This is a genomic window from Enterobacter sp. NFIX59, assembly GCF_900113755.1.
Taxonomy (GTDB): Bacteria; Pseudomonadota; Gammaproteobacteria; order Enterobacterales; family Enterobacteriaceae; genus Enterobacter; species Enterobacter pseudoroggenkampii.
Genome location: NZ_FOQN01000004.1, coordinates 218,551 through 238,210 on the forward strand (window position 1 = coordinate 218,551; position 19,660 = coordinate 238,210).

Sequence of the window (19,660 nt, forward strand, 5' to 3'; positions counted from 1 at the left end):
CACACATTTATTGACACTATGTTCACATTCTCATGCGCACTGACTCAGAAATATTGACCGAAAACGTCACCTCAAAAGCTAACTGGCCCCTGGCGCTATCTGCGGGTTTACTGGGCATCGGTCAAAACGGCCTGCTGGTGATGCTCCCGCAGCTGGTCACCCTGACCGGGCTGCCGCTCTCGGTCTGGGCCGGACTGTTAATGTTTGGATCCATGCTCTTTTTACCGGCATCGCCCTGGTGGGGGCGTCAGAGCGAGCGGAAGGGGTGTAAGTCCGTCATGCTGGCCTCGCTAAGCGGATACCTGGCCAGTTTTGCCGTGATGGCGCTGGTGGTCTGGGCGATGGCGGCCGGAAGGCTGGATACGGTCTGGGGGCTGGCGGGGCTTATTTTCTCGCGCCTGCTCTACGGACTGACGGTCTCGGGGCTGGTGCCTGCGGCCCAGACGTGGGCGATTCAGCGTGCGGGACTGGAGAAAAGAATGGCGGCGCTGGCGACGATAAGCTCCGGCCTCAGCTGCGGGCGTTTGCTCGGCCCACCGCTGGCGGCGCTGATGCTCAGCGTTAATCCGGTTGCGCCGCTCTGGCTGATGGCGGTTGCGCCGCTTATCGCTCTGCTGCTGGTGCTTCGCGAAGTCGCTGACCCGCCGCTGCCGCCGGTAGCCCACCAGGCAACCCGCCTGCAGGCCTCCATGCTGCCGTTCCTGCTGCTGGCGCTGCTGCTGGCGGCGCTGGTGAGCCTGATGCAGATTGGCCTGTCACCGCATCTTAGCCCGTTGCTGGACGGTAACGCCCGGGAGATCAGCCATCATGTCGCGCTCCTGCTGAGCCTGGCCGCGCTGGCCACGCTCGCGGCACAGTTTCTGGTGGTCCGCCCGCAGCATTTCAGCCCGGTGACGTTGCTCTGTATCGCGGCGGTGTTAATGGTGGCCGGGCTTGGGCTGATGTCTGTCTCCGGTTTAGCGTTGTTCTACGTAGGGATTGTTATCACGTCACTCGGGGCGGCGATGGCCACGCCGGGCTACCAGCTGCTGCTGAACGACAGGCTGACCACCGGGAAAGGGGCGGGCGTCATCGCCACAAGCCACACGTTAGGTTACGGCGTCAGCGCGCTGCTGGTGCCGGTCGTGACGCGTTTTTACGGGGAGCAGTCTTTAACGGTGGCCGCATGGGGAATGGCGGTGCTGTTTTTAGCCCTGAGCATAGGGGTACGGTCAACCGAGCGGACCCCTGTTGAAAAACCTTAATGGATCTGGCGGGAGGAATGTCCGCCAGACTCCTCATGTTGCCGCAGACGCTGCAGGGGATCCTGCTGATAAAACTGGCAGAAACGCTGCCACAGCGCCGGGAAGCGGGGCGCGAAAAGCTCGGGCGCGCTGAAGAAATACTCCGAGAGCACCGCAAAGCACTCAGCCGGGTCGGTTGCCGCATAGGCGTCAATGCTGGCCGCGCTTTCGCCGACCAGGTCTATTTCATCCTGGATGTTATCCATCGCCGCGTGCAGGTCGTGCTCCCAGCCCGCCACCTCGCGAAGCGGGATCAGCGGTACGCCGCTGGCGCGATCGCCGTTGCGGGTATCCAGCTTGTGCGCCACCTCATGGATAATCAGATTAAAACCGGAGGCGTCGAACGAGTCCTGAATATCGAGCCAGTTGAGGATTATCGGCCCTTGCTGCCAGCTTTGTCCGGACTGCACCACGCGCTGGTTGTGCACCAGCCCGATATCGTCCTGCCATTCGTCATCCACCACGAACGGTGCGGGATAGATAAGCACTTCGTGGAAACCGTCCAGCCACTCAATGCCGAGCTCAAGCACCGGCAGACAGAAAAGCAGGGCGATGCGGGCGTTTTTCAGGGGATCGAGTTCGAAACCCTGCAGTGGCACCAGGCGTTTTTGCTGTAAAAAACGATCCGCCAGCTGAACCAGTTTCGATTGTTCATCCGGTTTAAGATTAGCCAGAACAGGGATCGTCAGTGCGTCATCCCATGGCAGCGCCATATCCCGGCCAGCCTCATTCGTTTTCCAGGGCCACTTTATCATCGCTTTGCTCGCAAACTCGTCACTTGAACAAAAATGGGAAAGTCAGGTTCGGTTAAGATGCCAGAAAATCGCTCACTGCGACAAATCCAGCCTGAATAAACTATCATTTCGTACGTAGCGGTGGGTAGCGGTTTGCGGGCATCACCTTCATTTTGTGAAGTCTGTCGTGGCCTTTATCCGCAGGTGGGGTGAATTAATCAGTGCGGTATTGAAAAGATGAGCGATTTCAAAGGTAACAAGCAGGACCTGCCCAGTCGACTGTGTGTGCACTGCCAGCGGCCCATGACGTGGCGCAAGAAATGGGCGAAATGCTGGAATGAGGTTAAATACTGTTCTGAGCGTTGCCGCAGGAGCCACCGTTGACCGAGCTGCGTCTGATCCTGGGCGATCAGCTTAATCCGCATCACAGCTGGTTTGATACCTCCAGTCCGAACATCATTTACGTGATGCTGGAACTCCGGGCCGAAACCGCCTATGTGCTTCATCACGCCCAGAAAATTATCGCTATCTTCGCCGCCATGCGCGCGTTTGCCTCTGCATTAAAGGAGAAGGGGCATCGGGTGAGGTATGTTCGACTTTCTGATAGCTCAAACCGCGGCGCGCTGGAAGACAATCTCAACGCGCTTGTCGCGCATTACGGCGCTGGCAGAGTGACATGGCAGGAGCCCGACGAATGGCGTCTTGATACGCAGCTGCAGGCGTGGGCGAAAACGGTCTCCGTTGAAACGGCCTGCGTCAGCAGCGAGCATTTTTTCACCACTCGGGAACAGGTCAGCGCGTTCTTTGCGTCACGCAAAAGCTGGCGAATGGAGTACTTTTACCGGGAAATGCGTCGTCAGCACGGCGTACTGCTGACCTCAGCAGGCGAGCCGGAAGGGGGGAAATGGAATTTCGATGCTGAAAACCGCAAGCGCTGGTCCGGCGAGCCTCCCGCGCCGGTGGACGCGCGTCCCTGCCACGATCGTTCCGCCTTATGGGCTGAGATCCAACGCTGCGGCGTAAAGACCTTCGGCGAACCGCAGGCCGACAATTTTCGCTGGCCGCTCAACCGTGCGGAAGCCAAAGCCAGGCTGGATGATTTTATCGCGCACGTGCTCCCGCAGTTTGGAAACTGGCAGGATGCGATGCACGCGAAGGAACCTTTTCTTTTCCACTCGTTAATTTCATTTGCGCTGAACGCTAAAATGCTGAATCCGCGGGAAGTGGTCGCGGCCGCCCAGCAGGCGTGGCGTTCGGGCCACGCGCCGCTGCCTGCCGTTGAAGGGTTTATCCGACAAATTCTCGGATGGCGGGAGTATGTGCGCGGGATCTACTGGTCGCAGATGCCGGGCTATCGGGAGCTGAATGCCTTAGACCAGCATGCCCCGCTGCCTGACTGGTTCTGGACGGGAAAGACGCAGATGCGCTGCCTGGCGCATGCCGTTGGGCAGTCGCTCACCGAGGCTTACGCCCACCATATCCAGCGCCTGATGGTCATCGGCAACTTTAGCCTGCTCAGCGGCCTGTCGCCGCAGGCGGTCCATGAATGGTATCTGGGAGTCTATATTGATGCCTTTGAGTGGGTGGAGCTGCCCAACACCCTCGGCATGAGCCAGTTTGGCGATGGCGGATTACTGGCGAGTAAACCCTACGTCTCGAGCGCGTCATATATTCATAAGATGAGTAATTACTGTCAGGGGTGCCGGTATCAACACAACCAGCGTACCGGAGAGCAGGCCTGCCCCTTCAATGCCCTTTACTGGGACTTCTTTGCGCGCAATAAGGCGCGTCTCGGTAACAATCCCCGCCTGGGCATTGTCTTTAAACAGCTAGCGGACATGACGGAAGAGGATCGGCAGGCCATTGCAGACCGCGCCGAGTACGTCCGCCTGCATCTCAACGACCTCTGAGCGGTATTTCAACGCCTGGGCGGTTGCGGCAGGTCAATAAGACGCTATTATTTTTGACTTTGTTGCGTATTCCCTGACAGGACATCCAGACGCTATGCCCGTGAATTTTGACCTTAACGATCTTTATGCTTTCAGAGCGTTAGTGGAATACGGTAACTTCCGTGTCGCCGCTGAATCTATCTGTTTATCCCAGTCGGCGCTGAGCCGCAGGATTGAAAAGCTGGAAGCCGCGCTGGGAAACAGGCTGTTCGATCGCACCACCCGCCGCGTGGCGCTGACGCTCTACGGACAAAACTTTGCCGAGCGCTCCGCGCAGCTGCTCGACAGCGTTGAGTCAATGCTGGCGGATGTCGATAAGGCCAGCGAAGAGCGGACGGGGCTGATCACGGTTGCCACGGTTCCTTCCGCGGCCTGTTACTTTATGCCTGACGTGATCCGGCGTTTTCAGTCTCGCTATCCGCGCGTTCGCATTAAGCTCATCGACAGCAGCGCGGGCAATGTGATTGACGCCGTGGCCCGCAGCCAGGCGGATTTTGGTATCTGCTTTGCAGGAAACCTGCCGTCTGAAATCGAATTTTTCCCGCTGGTGGAGGATGTCTATGTGGCGGCGTGCAGAAAGGATCATCCGCTGGCGCAGAAGAGTCACCTGAGCTGGAAGGCGTTTTACCAGCAGGATTATATCTCCCTCGATAAAACGTCAGGCAACCGTAACCTGCTCGATCGGATGCTGGGGGATATTGTTCCCGAGCGCCCCAGCGTCTGTGAAACACGCCACGTCACCACGATGCTCGGTATGGTAGAGGCGGGGATCGGCATCGCTGCCGTCCCCGCCATGTCGATGCCGACCTCAGAGCACACGCTGCTGACGCATTTGCCGCTGGTGGCGCCGGAAGTGAAACGCACCGTGGGGCTTATCCGGCGCCGGGGGCGCATCCAGTCTTACATTGCGGCTGAACTGGAAAAGCAGATCACCGAGCAGTATCGCCGGACGTAACGGGGATCATCCCCGTCTCCGTGATGACGGCCCTTGAGGGCGGTGAGGCAAGATAGGTCAACAGCGCTTTCCCCTCCTCGGGATGTTCTGCATGGCGGGTAACCGCGCCCGCGAAGCGCGTGATGTATTGCAGACTATCAGGGATTTTGCCGACAAAGGTGACGCCCTGAACCGGCAGCAGTTCGCTGACCTGCTGGAAGCCCACGGCGTATTTTCCTTTCGCCACTTCTGAGGCGACCGGAATACGCTCGACCTTTGTCGCTTTACCCGCCACCTCTTTTTCTATTCCCAACTTTTTGAATAATGCCTGGCTGACGTACCTGCCGCTGGCGCTGTCAGAGTAGGCGATGGAACTGGCCTGCTGCAGCGTTTCACGCAGTTTCGCGTCGCTGCTGATATCCGGTACTTTCGCTCCTTTTTTTACCACCATGCCAACGGGAGAATCCGCGAGTTCCGTTCGCGAACCCGGCTGGGTCTGGCCGGCTTTTTCGAGCTTCTCCAGCGCATCGCCCACCATAATCACCACGTCGGCCTTCTCGCCGCGCGCCAGTCGGTTTGGGATCGCCTGCGGCGTATTGCCCATTGAGGGGCCGGGGATGATCACAATTTTATCCCCGGTCCGGTGTTCATATTCCGGGGCCAGCTTTTCAAGGGCGGCTTTAAAACCGCCTGAGATCATCACCTTCACGTCCTGGGCAAAGGCATTGACGCTCAGGAACGTCAGCGCCAGCGCGCTGGCGGTATAGCGATAAGTGCGTTTCATACTGCCCCCTCTGACTTGACGGTGTTTTGCAGCGATACCGCGCGGCGGCGGTAGAGGTAGAGCGTTGCCAGCAGGGCACATACCGCAGCGAAGCTCATCCAGTAGCCCGGCGAGGCTTTGTCACCGGTGTATTCAATCAGCGCGGTGGACATGACCGGGGTAAAGCCGCCAAAGACCGCCGTTGCCAGGCTGTAAGCCAGCGAGAAGCCCGCCACGCGCACTTCAGCCGGCATAATTTCCGTCAGAGCCGGGATCATTGCGCCGTTATAGAGGCCGTAGAGGAAGGAGAGCCACAGCAGCACGCTCAGCATCATCGAGAAGCTGGGCGCGCTCGCCAGCAGCGTCAGGGCCGGGTAGCTGGTCGCCAGCGCCAGCAGGGTCATGGCAATCAGCACCGGCTTGCGCCCGAAACGGTCCGACAGGGCACCGCCCACCGGCAGCCAGATGAAGTTAGAGATCGCCACCAGCAGCGTGACCAGCAGGCTGTCCGAGGCGCTCAGCATCAGCACCTTTTTGCCAAAGGTGGGTGCGTAGACGGTGATCAGATAGAACGCGGTGGTGGTCATCGCCACCATCAGCATGCCCGCGACCACCACTTGCCAGTTGCCAAGCAGCGTTTTAAAGACCTGACGCATCTCCAGATGATGGCGGCGCGCGCTGAACTCTTCCGTTTCCTCCAGCTTGCGGCGCAGGAAAAAGATAAACGGCACGATTAAACAGCCGAACAGGAACGGGATGCGCCAGCCCCATTCGCGAATAGCGCTCTCCTCCATCAGGGCATTCAGGGCAAAGCCCATCGCCGCGGCGACCATAATGGCGACCTGCTGGCTACCGGACTGCCAGCTGGTGTAAAACCCTTTGCGGCCCGGCGTGGCGATTTCGGCCAGATAGACTGAGACGCCTCCAAGCTCGGCACCGGCGGAAAAGCCCTGCAGCAGACGGCCCGTCAGCACCAGCAGCGGCGCCCACAGGCCGATGCTTTGATAAGAGGGGATAAGCACAATCAAGAACGTCCCCGCCGCCATGATGGACAGCGTGACGATCAGCCCCTTTCTGCGCCCCACCTTGTCGATATACGCGCCAAGCACGATTGCACCGATTGGACGCATTAAAAAGCCCGCGCCGAAGACGGCGAAGGTCATCATCAGCGACGCAAATTCACTGCTCGCCGGGAAGAACGTGTGGGCGATGTAGGTGGCATAGAAGCCGAACAGAAAGAAATCGAATTGCTCAAGAAAGTTGCCGGACGTGACGCGAAGTATCGCGCCCGCCTTCGACCGTACGGTTGCAGGTGAGGTTGAGGAAAACATGGTTATCTCCAGTTTATTGTTGACGTTTTACGCGTCTGTTTCTGAAAACTGGATCAGGATGAGGAAATAGATAAGCGCAAATGCCGCATCGGCTGATGCATTTTTTGCATGAATATTATTCGCCGGACAAATACAATTAATGGCAACAATAACTTAACAACTAATTGATTTTTTATTCACCTAATGTGGCTAAGTGGCTGATATCTCGGTTTTGTGACATAACGCAGACGCAGAGTAACCAGTTACCGCCGGGCAGCGTTGCGCCGCCCGGCATCTCTTACTCAGCGCTGTGAACAGCCTTTACACTGCTGGTTCTGGATCTGCTGGAAGAAATCGTTGCCTTTGTCATCCACCAGGATAAACGCCGGGAAGTTCTCGACTTCGATCTTCCAGATGGCTTCCATGCCCAGCTCCGGATACGCGACGCACTCCAGGCTCTTAATGCTGTTTTGCGCCAGTACCGCCGCCGGGCCGCCGATGCTGCCCAGGTAGAAGCCGCCGTGCTTATGGCAGGCGTCGGTTACCTGCTGGCTGCGGTTGCCTTTCGCCAGCATGATCATGCTCGCGCCGTGGGACTGCAGTAAGTCCACATACGAGTCCATACGTCCCGCCGTGGTCGGGCCGAGTGAGCCAGACGCGTAGCCTTCCGGCGTTTTGGCCGGGCCAGCGTAGTAGATCGGATGATCTTTGACGTACTGCGGCAGTTCCTCACCGTTATCCAGCAACTCTTTCAGCTTCGCGTGGGCGATGTCGCGCGCCACGATGATGGTACCGTTCAGCGACAGGCGGGTAGAGACCGGGTGAGCGGAGAGCTGCGCCAGGATCTCATTCATCGGCTTGTCCAGATTGATGCTCACCACGTCGCCTTCACCCTGCTGGCGCAGTGATTCAGGAATGTACTGGCCCGGGTTGTGCTCCAGTTTTTCAATCCAGATCCCATCGCGGTTGATTTTCGCTTTGATGTTGCGGTCCGCGGAGCAGGAGACGCCCATGCCGATCGGACAGGAGGCGCCGTGGCGCGGCAGGCGGATCACGCGGATATCGTGGGCGAAGTATTTACCGCCAAACTGCGCGCCGAGGCCGAGGTTCTGCGCTTCCTGGAGCAGCTCTTGTTCGAGCTGAACGTCGCGGAACGCCTGGCCGTGTTCGTTGCCTTCGGTTGGCAGTGCGTCGTAGTAGCGCGTGGAGGCCAGCTTCACGGTTTTCAGCGTACTTTCCGCTGACGTACCGCCAATCACAAACGCGATATGGTAAGGCGGGCAGGCCGCAGTTCCCAGAGTGCGCATTTTCTCAACCAGATAGTTTTTCAGCTTTGCCGGGGTGATCAGCGCTTTGGTTTCCTGGTACAGATAGGTTTTGTTGGCAGAACCGCCGCCTTTTGCCATGCACAGGAATTTGTATTCGTCCCCGTCCACGCTGTAGAGATCGATCTGCGCGGGCAGGTTGGTGCCGGTATTCACCTCTTTATACATGTCCAGCGCCGCATTCTGCGAGTAGCGCAGGTTATCTTCAATGTAGGTGTTATACACGCCCTGGCTCAGGGCCGCTTCGTCACCGCCGCCGGTCCAGACGCGCTGGCCTTTTTTACCCATGATGATAGCGGTGCCGGTATCCTGACAGGTTGGCAGCACGCCTTTTGCGGCAATTTCAGAGTTGCGCAGAAACTGCAGGGCAACGTACTTGTCGTTCTGGCTGGCTTCCGGGTCGTTGAGGATAGCGGCAACCTGCTTCTGGTGGGAAGGACGCAGCATAAATGCGGCGTCGTGGAAGGCCTGCTGCGCCAGCAGGGTCAGCGCTTCCGGCTCCACTTTCAGGATCTCCTGGCCTTCGAACTCGGCAACGGAGACGTGCTCTTTGGTCAGCAGGTAGTATTCGGTGTCGTCATGCGAAAGAGGGAAGGGGTTCTGGTAGATAAACGGTTTGTTTGACATAGCGTATTGCTCCACAAAAATAAAACCGCCGGAGGAGAAGTCCGGCGGTCAGGAATCAGAACATCATGGACATCCACGGATAACCAATCAGCAGCAGGGCCGCCAGGAAGATGGCACCGAAGATGGTGCCGAGGCGCCAGTAGTCTTTGGTTGGCAGGTAGCCGCTACCGTAGTAAATCGGGCTTGGGCCAGTACCGTACGGGGTGATGATCCCCATCACGCCCAGCGAGGTCACCATCAGCAGAACAAACACTTCCATATTCATGCCCGGAATGGTGGAGGCGATGGTCAGCATCGCTGGCAGCAGCGCCGTGGTGTGCGCGGTGGTGCTGGCAAACAGGTAGTGCAGCAGGTAGAACGCCAGCAGCAGGACGATGGTCGCCACGCCCGGAGAGATACCGCTCATCAACAGACCGCCTTCTTTGCCTAACCAGCTGATAAAGCCGGTAGAGGAGAGGCCATCCGCCAGCGCAACCAGGGTCGCGAACCAGACGAAGGTGTTCCACGCCGCTTTGTTACCGGTGATATCGTTCCACTCCAGCACGCCGGTCCACAGCATCAGGCCCACGATGAGCAGGGCAGCCATAGCGGGTTCAATCCACGCAGCGGCGAAGATCCACATCAGCAGCGCGCAGCACACGAACACCAGCAGCAGGATTTCATTGCGGGACAGTTTGCCCAGTTTTTCCAGCTCACGGGTCGCCCACAGCGGCACTTCGTTGTTCACCTTCACTTCTGGTGGGTAGAACCAGTAGGCCAGCAGCGGCATGGCCAGAATCAGCAGGATACCCAGCGGCAGGAAGGCGAGGAACCAGGTGCCCCAGGAGATGTCGATACCAACCGTACTTTTCACCAGTGCCAGAGCCAGCAGGTTTGGCGCGAGGGCGGAGAGGAACATTGAACTGGTGATACAGGCCGCGGTGATCGCCACCCACATCAGGTAAGAACCAATCTTACGCGCGCTTGGGTCGTTCGGTTTTGAACCGTACAGCGGCGGCAGGTTAGCGATAATCGGGTAGATGGTCCCGCCGCTGCGCGCGGTGTTGGATGGGGTGAACGGTGCCAGCAGCAGGTCAGCAAACGTAATCGCGTAACCGAGCGTCAGGCTGCGACGGCCAAGGTATTTCACCAGAATCAGCGCCAGACGGCGGCCGAAGCGGGTTTTGTCATAGCCTGCGGCGAACATGAAGGCACCGAAAATCAGCCAGACGGTCGAGTTACCAAACCCGCTCACCGCCCACTTAAAGGAGGCGCCTGCCAGCTTGAATTTCGGATCAGCCAGCTGCTCAGGGCTGAACAGCACCCACTGGCTGCACAGGGCAATGGCGACCACGCCGGTCAGACCGATCACCGCGCCCGGCAGCGGTTCGAAGATCAGACCGACGATCACGCCGACGAAGATGGCGAAGTAGTGCCATGCGTAAGGAGGCAGTCCTTCCGGTACCGGAACAAACAGCAGCAGTACGGCGACGATGATGGGTAACGCCATCATCAGCAATCGTTTTGCGTTTCCATTTGATGCCTGGTTCGCCACAGGGGGCGTTACAGCAGTTTTTGTATTCATAGTTTCACGTCTTAAGTTGTCAAAGATTCGGTCGTACTGAAAAAACAAAATCACTTTCTTAAGTTTCTTTGCTTTTTTTAGTTATTAAAGATGCTGTTTTGTATTTTCAGTAATAGCAATTTAACGCTTTTATTGAGACGCTAAATTAAAAAATGATGATGTTTTTATATTGCGCTTTTGGATGCCATAACTATTGATCGGGATCAAAAAAACAGAATTGCAGCGTTATTTTTATGCTTTTATTAATAACCACTCAGGCGTATGTGGGGATTGCGTATTTTATGAGTAAATTTTATCATTCTTGTAACATTTTTACCTTTTGTTATTTTCTATTGTATTGATTTTAAATGATTTTAATGTGTTTCGGTGAAATGGTTTTACCATTGATTATTTAACGAATTTTAAATTATTGTGAATGACTGAATTACATCCGCTAACACCAATGTGTTATTTGTGTTATTGCAGGGATTAAATAGTTTTTTAACTAACGTAATAACTTTAGAAACTAAAAAAATCATTATATTAATATCATGACATCGGCAAATAACGACGAACTAAAAAACCAATCCGATAACGAATTCTTAATTTTTAAAGTTTGGAGTTTCTATTATGAGCACTAACGAACGCATTCTTAGCCCCTTCACATTACCGAATGGTACTGAACTGAAAAACCGTTTGTTAATGGCCCCTATGACCACCTGTACCGGCTATTACGACGGCACCGTTACCAGTGAACTGGTGGAGTACTATCGTGCCCGTTCCGGCAGTATCGGCACCATCATTGTGGAGTGCTGCTTCGTCGACGATCTCGGCCTTGCCTTCCCGGGCGCAATCGGTATTGATAATGACGAGAAAATTGCCGGGCTGGCGAAAATCGCAGAGGCCATTAAGTCCAAAGGCTCTAAGGCGCTGCTGCAGATCTACCACGGCGGCCGCATGGTTGACCCGAAACTGATTGGTGGCCGTACCCCGGTTGGCCCGAGCGCCGTAGCTGCGCCGCGTGAAGGTGCCGCAACGCCAGTAGCTCTGACCGCTGAAGAAGTGGAAGGCATGATCGGCAAGTTTGGTGAGGCCGTGCGCCGCGCCATCCAGGCCGGTTTCGACGGCGTGGAAATCCACGGGGCGAATACCTATCTGATTCAGCAGTTCTATTCGCCAAACTCTAACCAGCGTGACGACGAGTGGGGCGGCAGCCGCGATAACCGCGCGAAGTTCCCGCTGGCGGTGCTGGATATCACCCATAAGATGGTGCGCCAGTACGCGGACGACGCGTTTATTATTGGCTACCGTTTCTCCCCAGAAGAGATGGAAATCCCGGGCATCCGCTTTGACGACACCATGTACCTGCTGGAGAAACTGGCGGCGCGCGGCGTGGACTACCTGCACTTCTCCGTCGGCGCCACCCTGCGACCTTCCATTGTCGACACCCAGGACCCGACGCCGCTTATCGAAAAATACTGCGCGATGCGTTCTGAAACGCTGGCGCAGGTTCCGGTCATGGGCGTGGGCGGCGTGGTGAATGCTTCAGACGTGAATGAAGCGCTTGACCACGGTTACGACCTGATTGCCGTGGGCCGCGCCACCATCGCTTATCCGGACTGGACAGACCGTATCGCGGCTGGCGAAAGCCTTGAGCTGTTTATGGACAGCACCAAACGCGAGGCGTTGAGCATTCCTGAACCGCTGTGGCGCTTCTCGCTGGTAGAAGCGATGATCCGCGACATGAGCATGGGCGAATCCAAATTCAAACCGGGTACCTTTGCTGAGAAAGTGCAGGATGACGCTAACGAACTGGTGATTAACGTCAGCCTGGAAACCGACCGCATTGCGGACATCGAGCTGGCCTCCGGCCCGAGTGAAGACGTTGAGTTTGTGACCAGCTTTGAAGAGATCCGTACCCGCATTCTGGACGCTAATACCCCGCACGTGGATGCCATCACCGGCGCAACCAGCCAGAGTGAAGCGGTGAAGAAAGCGGTCTCGAAAGCGATGCTGAAGTCCAGCAAGGCGCTGGCAGCGGAAGAGGGCGTTGACCCGAACGAAACCCGCAGCGTGGACGTGGTGGTTGTCGGCAGCGGCGGCGCCGGTCTGGCGGCGGCGATTCAGGCGCACGACGAAGGCGCGAGCGTGCTGATTGTCGAGAAAATGCCGACCATCGGCGGGAACACCATTAAAGCCTCTGCCGGTATGAACGCCGCTGAAACCCGCTTCCAGCGCGTGAAGGGCATTCAGGACAGCAAAGAGCTGTTCTACCAGGAAAGCCTGAAAGGCGGCGGCAACAAGAACAACCCTGAACTGCTGCGTCGCTTTGTCGAGAACGCGCCGCAGGCAATTGAGTGGCTGGCAACCCGCGGCATTATGCTGAACGACATCACCACCACCGGCGGGATGAGCATCGACCGTACTCACCGTCCAAAAGACGGTTCTGCGGTGGGCGGTTACCTGATTAGCGGCCTGGTGCGTAACGTTAACAAACGCAACATCGAGGTGATGCTGGATACCTCCGTCAGCGACATCCTCTTCGAAAACGGTGAAGTCACCGGCGTGCGCCTGACCACCGAAGAGAATGAAACCATCACCGTGGCAGCGAAAAGCGTGATTGTGGCAACCGGCGGCTTCAGCGCCAACAGCCAGATGGTTGTGAAATACCGTCCGGATCTGGAAGGGTTCGTCACCACCAACCACAAAGGGGCTACCGGCGGCGGCATCGCGCTGCTGGAGCGTATCGGGGCGGGCACTGTGGATATGGGCGAAATCCAAATTCACCCAACCGTCGAGCAGAAAACCTCGTACCTGATTTCCGAATCCATTCGCGGCGGGGGGGCGATTCTGGTCAATCAGAAAGGGGAGCGCTTCTACAACGAAATGTCGACCCGCGATAAAGTCTCGGCGTCAATCATCGCGCTGCCGGAGAAATACGCTTACATCGTCTTTGACGAGCACGTACGCGCCAAAAACAAAGCCGCGGATGAGTACATTGCCAAAGGCTTCGTGACCAGCGCCAGCTCGCCGAAAGCCCTGGCAGAAGCGCTCGGCATGGATTACCACGCTTTCCTCGCGACCCTGGAACGTTACAACGGTTTCGTTGAGAAACAGCACGATGACGATTTTGGTCGTACCACCGCGCTGCGTGCACCGATCAACGAAGGGCCGTTCTACGCCATTCAGATTGCGCCGGGCGTGCACCACACCATGGGCGGCGTGACCATCAACACCGAAACCTGCGTGCTGGACAGCAACCACAACGTGCTGCCAGGGGCGTTTGCGGCCGGTGAAGTGGTCGGCGGGATCCACGGCGGTAACCGTATCGGCGGTAACGCGGTGGCAGATATCATTATTTTTGGTACCCTTGCAGGACATCAGGCGGCTCTGCGTTCGAAAAAGAGGTAAGGCACCTGCTATGTAGGCCGGATGCGTGCAGCGCTATCCGGCATTTTCCCCGGCGGCGCGGTGCTTGCCGGGGCTACATCTGAGGACTCATACCATGCCTGATAGCCATCGCGTTTACAGCTACTCCGCCGTCCTGATGGGCTCACCCATCCTCCTGAAGCTCTTCTCCCATGACGAAGCCCTCGCGTCCCGCGTGTTTCGCCTGATCAAACAGTACGAAGACCTGCTTACCGTTAACCGCGCGCACTCGCAGGTGATGGATATCAACCATGCGGCCGGCCAGCATCCGGTTACCGTCAGCCGACCGGTGTTTGAGCTGATCCGCTGTGCAAAAGCGGCAAGCCTGCTCAAGGACAGCGCCTTTAATCTGGCGATCGGTCCGCTGGTGAAGCGCTGGAAGATTGGTTTTCAGGGGGACAGCGTTCCGCCTGCCGATGAAATCGCGTCGCTGCTGGCGATGACCCGCCCAGAGGATGTTCTCCTTGATGAGGCCAGCAGCAGCGTGTTTCTGACCCGGGCGGGGATGGAGATCGATCTGGGGGCCATCGCCAAAGGCTATATCGCCGACAGGGTGCGTGATTACCTTCGTAAAGAGGGGGCTGAGCTGGGGCTGATCAACCTTGGCGGAAACATCCAGACGTTAGGCTCGCCGGAGGGGGGCTGGGGCGTGGGGCTGAAAAAACCGTTCGCCGGTGACGCGCTGATCGGCACGATGACCGTAGAGAACCTGTCCGTCGTGACGTCGGGAACGTATGAGCGCTACTTCGAACAAAACGGCAAGCGCTATCACCACATTCTCGATCCGCGCACCGGCTATCCGCTGGACAACGAACTGGACAGCGTGACGATTATTTCGAAAGACTCCATCGACGGTGATATCTGGACCACGCTGATGTACGGCATGGGTGTGGAGAAGGGCTGTGCTGCCCTGCGCGCGCGACCCGATATTGAAGCAATCTTTGTGACCAAAAAAAAAGAAGTGGTGATCTCCTCGATGCACCACTTCCGCTTTACCCTGCTGGATAACGACTACCGCGTTACTGACAGTATTGCTTGAGCAGGCCGGTTTGCTCCGGCTGGAGACGGTAGCGATACACCGGCCGGCCGGTGGCGCCGTAATGAATGCTGGTGAACAGAATATTGATTTGCGCGAGCCAAATCAGGTATTTACGGCAGGACACGCGGGAAATATTGACGGCGTTTGCCAGGTCATCGGTAGAAAACTCCGTCTCCGGGTGAGCGTCAATCCACTGGCAAATCGTGCGCAGCGTTTGCGGCGTTAACCCCTTCGGCAGCTTTTTACTGTCGGCCAGTTCCGGCGCCCCGCCGTGGATCAGCCGGTCGACGTCGGCCTGCTCATAATACTGGTGCGAACCCATCAGATTGTGCTTTGCCTTCCAGCCGTTCAGCGCCTCTTCAAAGCGGGGGAACTGGAACGGCTTGATCAGATAATCCACCACGCCGTAATGAATGGAGGTCTGGATCGTGGCGGCGTCGGCAGCGGACGAGATCATAATCACATCGATTGGGCGACCGGATGCGCGAATAACGGGCAGCAAATCCAGACCGTTATCCTGCTGCATATAGACATCCAGCAGCACCAGATCGACAGGCTGTCCGGGGTTATTAATGATGGCCTCGGCCTGGTTTAGCGTGGAGGCGACGCCGCAGCAGCTAAAACCTTCAACACGGTTGACATACAGACGGTTGAGGTCGGCTACCATGGCGTCATCATCGACAATTAATACATTTATCACGCGATATTCCTCTCGCTATCCCAGGGGATGTGAACAAAAAATTGGGTAAATACGCCTGGCTCAGACTCGACGGTGATATCGCCGCCGAGGTTCTGGATTTGCTGGCGAGCAAGGAACAGCCCAACGCCGCGGTTTTCACCTTTTGTTGAGAAGCCCTTGGTAAAAATAGACTCCAGCTGAGCGGGATCAATGCCGGGGCCATCGTCGCTGACTTCACAGCTTAGCCAGCCATTCTGATAATGCAGCAGCAGGCCGATCTCACCTTCCTGCTGTCCTTCCATCGCGTCAAGCGCGTTTTCAATGAGGTTACCCAGCGCGGTGATCAGCACCGCGACCTGTTCTTCACTCGCGGTATCCGGTATCTGGCATTCATCTGCCAGCGTCAGGGTGACGCCCGCTTCTTTCGCCCGGTTGATTTTACCCAGCAGGAACCCGGCGATAACCGGGGATTTTACCTTGCTCTGTATCGTACCGATATCCGTCTGGTAATTTTGTGCCGTCTGAATGATGTACTCTTCCAGCTTGTCGTAGCGCTTCATGTGCAGAAGGCCCAGGATCACATGCAGTTTATTCATAAACTCGTGCGTATGGCTGCGCAGGGCGTCGACGTAGTTGACCATGCCATCAATACGCTGCATCAGCTGGCTGATTTCCGTTTTATCACGGAAGGTAGTGATGGCGCCGATCACCCGATCCTGACTTTTAACGGGCACCATATTGCACAGCAACAGACGCCCGTTACAGCTGATCTCCTGATCCTGGCGTGGGACGCCCGTCTTCGAGACTTCACGCAGGCTGGCCAGCAGGGGCGCGCTGGCGTTTTCGGTCTGCTTGCCGGAGGGGAGAAGCAATATTTCTCTGGCAGTCTGGTTGATCATCGTCACCCGTCCGTGAATATCGACGGCCAGCACCCCCTCCCGAAGCGACTGCAGCATTGCCTGACGCTGTTCGAACAGGGCGGAAATTTCGTAAGGTTCGAGTCCGAACAGGATGCGTTTCAGGACCCGCACCAGGCCCCAAATTGCCATGGAGCTCATAAAAATACTGAATAAAATGGTCCAGACGGCGTTTAGCCGCCCGCGGGCAATCTGCTCTTCAACCTTATTCAGGGAGATACCGACCACCACCACGCCGATCTGCTCGTGCTGGCCGTCGTAGACGGGCGTAAAAACGCGTAGCGCTTCGGCGAGCGCGCCCCGGTTAACCGATACGTTCTCTTTGCCTTCCAGCGCGGGGGTTAAATCATCGCCGATAAAATGCAGCCCCAGCAGCGCCTCGTTCGGGTGTGAATAGCGGATCCCGCGCATATCGGTGACCACGGTGAACAGCAGATCGTTTCGTTTTGTCACCGCCTGGGCGATGGGCTGAATAATATTCTCCTGCGGTGCCTGCATCAGGCCGCGCTGTATCTCGGGGCTGTCGGCGAGGGTGCGGGCAATGCCGAGCGCAGTGTCTTTAACATCATCGCGGGTCGCCCGGGTGATTTGTACGGAGTAGAGCGCAAAAACCACCAGCAGCACAGAGGCAATAATCGCGCACACCATCAACGTGACCAGCGTGTTCAGTTTCATGGGGCGCTTGCGCGTCGAAAGGAAAGGCTGCAAATCGCTCATCAACACTCCGCGAGGATTAAGAAAGGGGTAATTATCGCCGATGACGCGCTTTTCTTAAAGCCGTGTAAAGGCGTGGATTTGGTCCTCTTTTCGTGACCCTCCTCGCAGGTCATCTATATAAAACACTTTATAGTGTGTGGGTACTCATAATAAGGAGGCTGTTTATGAGCATTATGCTTACCGGTTCGGTCAAGGAAAGACGGCACGCCAGCACGATGAATATTGATAGATTGTCCACGCTGGACATGCTGAAAGTCATTCACCAGGATGATGCACTCATTTCTGCTGCGATTACCCCCTGTTTACCTACTCTCGCCCGCGTGGTGGACAACGCCGCTGCGACGCTCAGCCACGGCGGTCGACTGGTCATCGTTGGCGCTGGGCCGTCAGGGCGCATTGCGCAACAGGTTGCCGATGATTATGCGCCGGGCAAAACCCCGGTGGTGGCCGTTACGGCACAAGAGGGGGAAGGGAGCTACGAGAATGGCGTTGCCGATTTGCAGGCCATTAAGTTTGGTGAACACGATATGATGCTGGCCGTGACCGTCAGCGGAAAAACACCGTGGGTGTGGGGGGCAATGCGCCATGCATGGTCGCTGGGGGCGCCGGTCGCCGTTATTACCGGTGATGCGCAAAGTGAAGCCGCGCAGCTGGCGAGTATGGTTATTGCTCCCGAACTGGGGGCCGAGGTGGTGGCAGGCTATCTCAACACCAAAGCGGGGATTGCGCAGAAAATGATCCTCTCGATGATCGCTACCGGGCTGGCCGTTCGGACCGGGCGCGTTTACAGCAACCTGCGGGTGGATCTTGAGGCAAGCAGTACCAAATGGGCTGAACGCCAAATCGCCATTGTGATGGAAGCGGGGGGATGCTCCCGGGCGGAGGCAAAAGCGGCGCTGGAGAGGTGTAACCATCACTGTAAAACGGCGGTATTGATGGTGCTGACAGGGCTGGATGCATGGAAAGCCCATGAACTGCTGGCGCAGAATAACGGGTTTATCCGCGTGGCGCTGCAGGAAGCGCCGTAATATAAAGTGAAGATATAAAAAAGGCCGCAATTGCGGCCTTTGATATTTTTGGAGATTAGAACTGGTAGGTCATGCCTACGCCAACGATGTCGTCGGTGGAAATACCGTATGCGTCATACAGCGCTTCGTCGTTATCTAGCAGGTTGATTTTGTAATCAACATAGGTGGAGAAGTTTTTGTTGAAGCTGTAGGTCATGCCCAGGTCGATGTAGTTAACCAGATCCTGATTGAATCCTTTACCGTCCAGGTCCTTACCTTTTGAGTAGACCCACGCCAGGGAAGGGCGCAGACCGAAGTCGAACTGGTACTGAGCAACCGCTTCAAAGTTCTGAGTCTGGTTGGCGATACCAAAGTTACCGATTGGCGTCATGTTGCTGGTTTCAGCATACATCATTGCCAGGTAGACGCTGTTAGCATCGTATTTTGCGCCAACGGTCCAGGCTTCAGCTTTTTCGCCACCCGCATAACCGATGCTTTCATAGCTTTTACCGTATCCAACCTGCTTGTTGGTACGATCAGAAGACGAGTACGCCGCACCCAGGCTCAGACCGGTGAGATCGCCAGAGAAGTCATAAGAGGTAGACATGCCGAAGCCGTCGCCGTTCTGGAAGCGTACGTCTTTATGACCGTTTTTCGTGCCTTCCTGATCTTCTGTTGCATCCTGGCCTTCGTTCGCGCCCTGATACTGCAGCGCGAAATTCAGCCCCTCAACCAGACCGAAGAAATCCTGGTTACGGTAGGTTGCCAGACCGTTAGCACGACCGTTCATAAAGTTATCGGTCCAGGTGTAAGAATCACCGCCAAATACAGGCAGCATATCAGTCCAGGCTTCAACGTCGTACACGACGCCGTAATTACGGCCATAATCAAATGAACCGTATTCGCCATATTTCAGGCCAGCGTATGCCAGACGGTTAAAGGATTTGTCACCCGCGCCTTCGGTATCGTTAGCGTAGGTTTTGTATTCCCACTGGCCGTAACCGATCAGGTCGTTAGCGATCTGGGTTTCGCCTTTGAAACCAATCTGCACATAGGTTTCGTCGCCGTCGTCGCCAGCGTGGTCAGAGAAGGTGTGACGCGCATCGACTTTGCCGTACAGGTCAACTTTGTTGCCGTTTTTGTTGTACATCTCAGCCGCATTTGCTGCGCCTGCCATTAATAACGCGGGTACCAGAATTGCCAGAACTTTTCTTTTCATTATATATTCCCTTAAAAGATAATTTATATGAATATATGTAATCACTCTCCGTAATTACAGGGTCGATACTATTCCAGAAGATGTTATTTAGTTTCAAAAATAAATGTAATTAAATTCGATGAAATATTGCTAAATATTTCTATTGATCTCTTTATTATTCAAGTGAATTAATTCATTGAATTTAT

The 19,660-nt window shown here is 56.3% G+C and carries 15 protein-coding genes; 7 read left to right on the forward strand and 8 right to left on the reverse strand.

Annotated features, from left to right (window positions below; genetic code table 11):
* The first annotated feature begins 32 nt into the window (after positions 1-32).
* Entirely contained in the window at positions 33-1,244 is a 1,212-nt protein-coding gene (locus BM007_RS15445; protein ID WP_090419689.1) for an MFS transporter, read from the forward strand.
* Here BM007_RS15445 and mtfA read toward each other — a convergent pair.
* Positions 1,241-2,038 carry a DgsA anti-repressor MtfA gene (gene mtfA / locus BM007_RS15450; RefSeq protein ID WP_048992302.1) on the reverse strand — a complete coding sequence of 266 codons (798 nt, stop codon included), beginning with the start codon at positions 2,036-2,038 and terminating at the stop codon, positions 1,241-1,243. The two genes, BM007_RS15445 and mtfA, sit on opposite strands and share 4 nt — an antisense overlap.
* A 216-nt stretch (positions 2,039-2,254) precedes the next feature.
* Between mtfA and BM007_RS15455 the strand changes: the two genes are divergently transcribed.
* From BM007_RS15455 to BM007_RS15465, 3 genes are all read left to right on the forward strand, one after another.
* A complete protein-coding gene (locus tag BM007_RS15455; RefSeq protein ID WP_071530926.1) occupies positions 2,255-2,401 on the forward strand; it encodes a DUF2256 domain-containing protein in 147 nt (48 codons plus the stop codon).
* Entirely contained in the window at positions 2,398-3,927 is a 1,530-nt protein-coding gene (locus BM007_RS15460) for a cryptochrome/photolyase family protein (RefSeq protein ID WP_090419692.1), read from the forward strand. The genes BM007_RS15455 and BM007_RS15460 overlap by 4 nt, the downstream gene beginning before the upstream one ends.
* A gap of 94 nt (positions 3,928-4,021) precedes the next feature.
* Positions 4,022-4,921, forward strand: coding sequence for an L-proline-binding transcription factor PsrA (locus tag BM007_RS15465; RefSeq protein ID WP_061714834.1), 900 nt, complete (start codon positions 4,022-4,024; stop codon positions 4,919-4,921).
* Here BM007_RS15465 and BM007_RS15470 read toward each other — a convergent pair.
* From BM007_RS15470 to BM007_RS15485, 4 genes are all read right to left on the reverse strand, one after another.
* Complete coding sequence (locus BM007_RS15470) at positions 4,896-5,684, reverse strand: substrate-binding domain-containing protein (RefSeq protein ID WP_048990637.1); 789 nt, start codon at positions 5,682-5,684, stop codon at positions 4,896-4,898. The two genes, BM007_RS15465 and BM007_RS15470, sit on opposite strands and share 26 nt — an antisense overlap.
* Positions 5,681-6,994: an MFS transporter gene (locus BM007_RS15475; protein ID WP_048990635.1), complete on the reverse strand. Its 1,314-nt coding sequence runs from the start codon at positions 6,992-6,994 to the stop codon at positions 5,681-5,683. Before BM007_RS15475 ends, BM007_RS15470 begins: the two co-directional genes overlap by 4 nt.
* Positions 6,995-7,275: 281 nt before the next feature.
* A complete protein-coding gene (fumA, locus tag BM007_RS15480) occupies positions 7,276-8,925 on the reverse strand; it encodes a class I fumarate hydratase FumA (protein ID WP_048990634.1) in 1,650 nt (549 codons plus the stop codon).
* Positions 8,926-8,980: 55 nt separating this feature from the next.
* On the reverse strand, positions 8,981-10,489 hold the full coding sequence (locus BM007_RS15485; RefSeq protein ID WP_075201615.1) for an anion permease: 1,509 nt from the start codon (positions 10,487-10,489) through the stop codon (positions 8,981-8,983).
* Between the two features lie 609 nt (positions 10,490-11,098).
* Between BM007_RS15485 and BM007_RS15490 the strand changes: the two genes are divergently transcribed.
* Both BM007_RS15490 and BM007_RS15495 read left to right on the forward strand, forming a co-directional pair.
* Positions 11,099-13,879 carry a flavocytochrome c gene (locus tag BM007_RS15490; RefSeq protein WP_090419695.1) on the forward strand — a complete coding sequence of 927 codons (2,781 nt, stop codon included), beginning with the start codon at positions 11,099-11,101 and terminating at the stop codon, positions 13,877-13,879.
* A gap of 94 nt (positions 13,880-13,973) precedes the next feature.
* Positions 13,974-14,936, forward strand: a complete 963-nt coding sequence (locus tag BM007_RS15495; protein ID WP_090419698.1) for an FAD:protein FMN transferase — start codon at positions 13,974-13,976, stop codon at positions 14,934-14,936.
* On the opposite strand, the gene dcuR is transcribed toward BM007_RS15495, so the two are convergent.
* Both dcuR and BM007_RS15505 read right to left on the reverse strand, forming a co-directional pair.
* A complete protein-coding gene (gene dcuR, locus BM007_RS15500; RefSeq protein WP_023336197.1) occupies positions 14,917-15,636 on the reverse strand; it encodes a two-component system response regulator DcuR in 720 nt (239 codons plus the stop codon). The two genes, BM007_RS15495 and dcuR, sit on opposite strands and share 20 nt — an antisense overlap.
* Positions 15,633-17,249: a sensor histidine kinase gene (locus BM007_RS15505; protein WP_090419701.1), complete on the reverse strand. Its 1,617-nt coding sequence runs from the start codon at positions 17,247-17,249 to the stop codon at positions 15,633-15,635. The genes dcuR and BM007_RS15505 overlap by 4 nt, the downstream gene beginning before the upstream one ends.
* Before the next feature lie 164 nt (positions 17,250-17,413).
* Between BM007_RS15505 and BM007_RS15510 the strand changes: the two genes are divergently transcribed.
* Positions 17,414-18,277: an N-acetylmuramic acid 6-phosphate etherase gene (locus BM007_RS15510; protein ID WP_090419704.1), complete on the forward strand. Its 864-nt coding sequence runs from the start codon at positions 17,414-17,416 to the stop codon at positions 18,275-18,277.
* A 55-nt stretch (positions 18,278-18,332) separates the two neighbouring features.
* Here BM007_RS15510 and ompC read toward each other — a convergent pair whose 3' ends face one another.
* On the reverse strand, positions 18,333-19,475 hold the full coding sequence (ompC, locus tag BM007_RS15515) for a porin OmpC (RefSeq protein WP_090419707.1): 1,143 nt from the start codon (positions 19,473-19,475) through the stop codon (positions 18,333-18,335).
* Positions 19,476-19,660 lie beyond the last annotated feature (185 nt).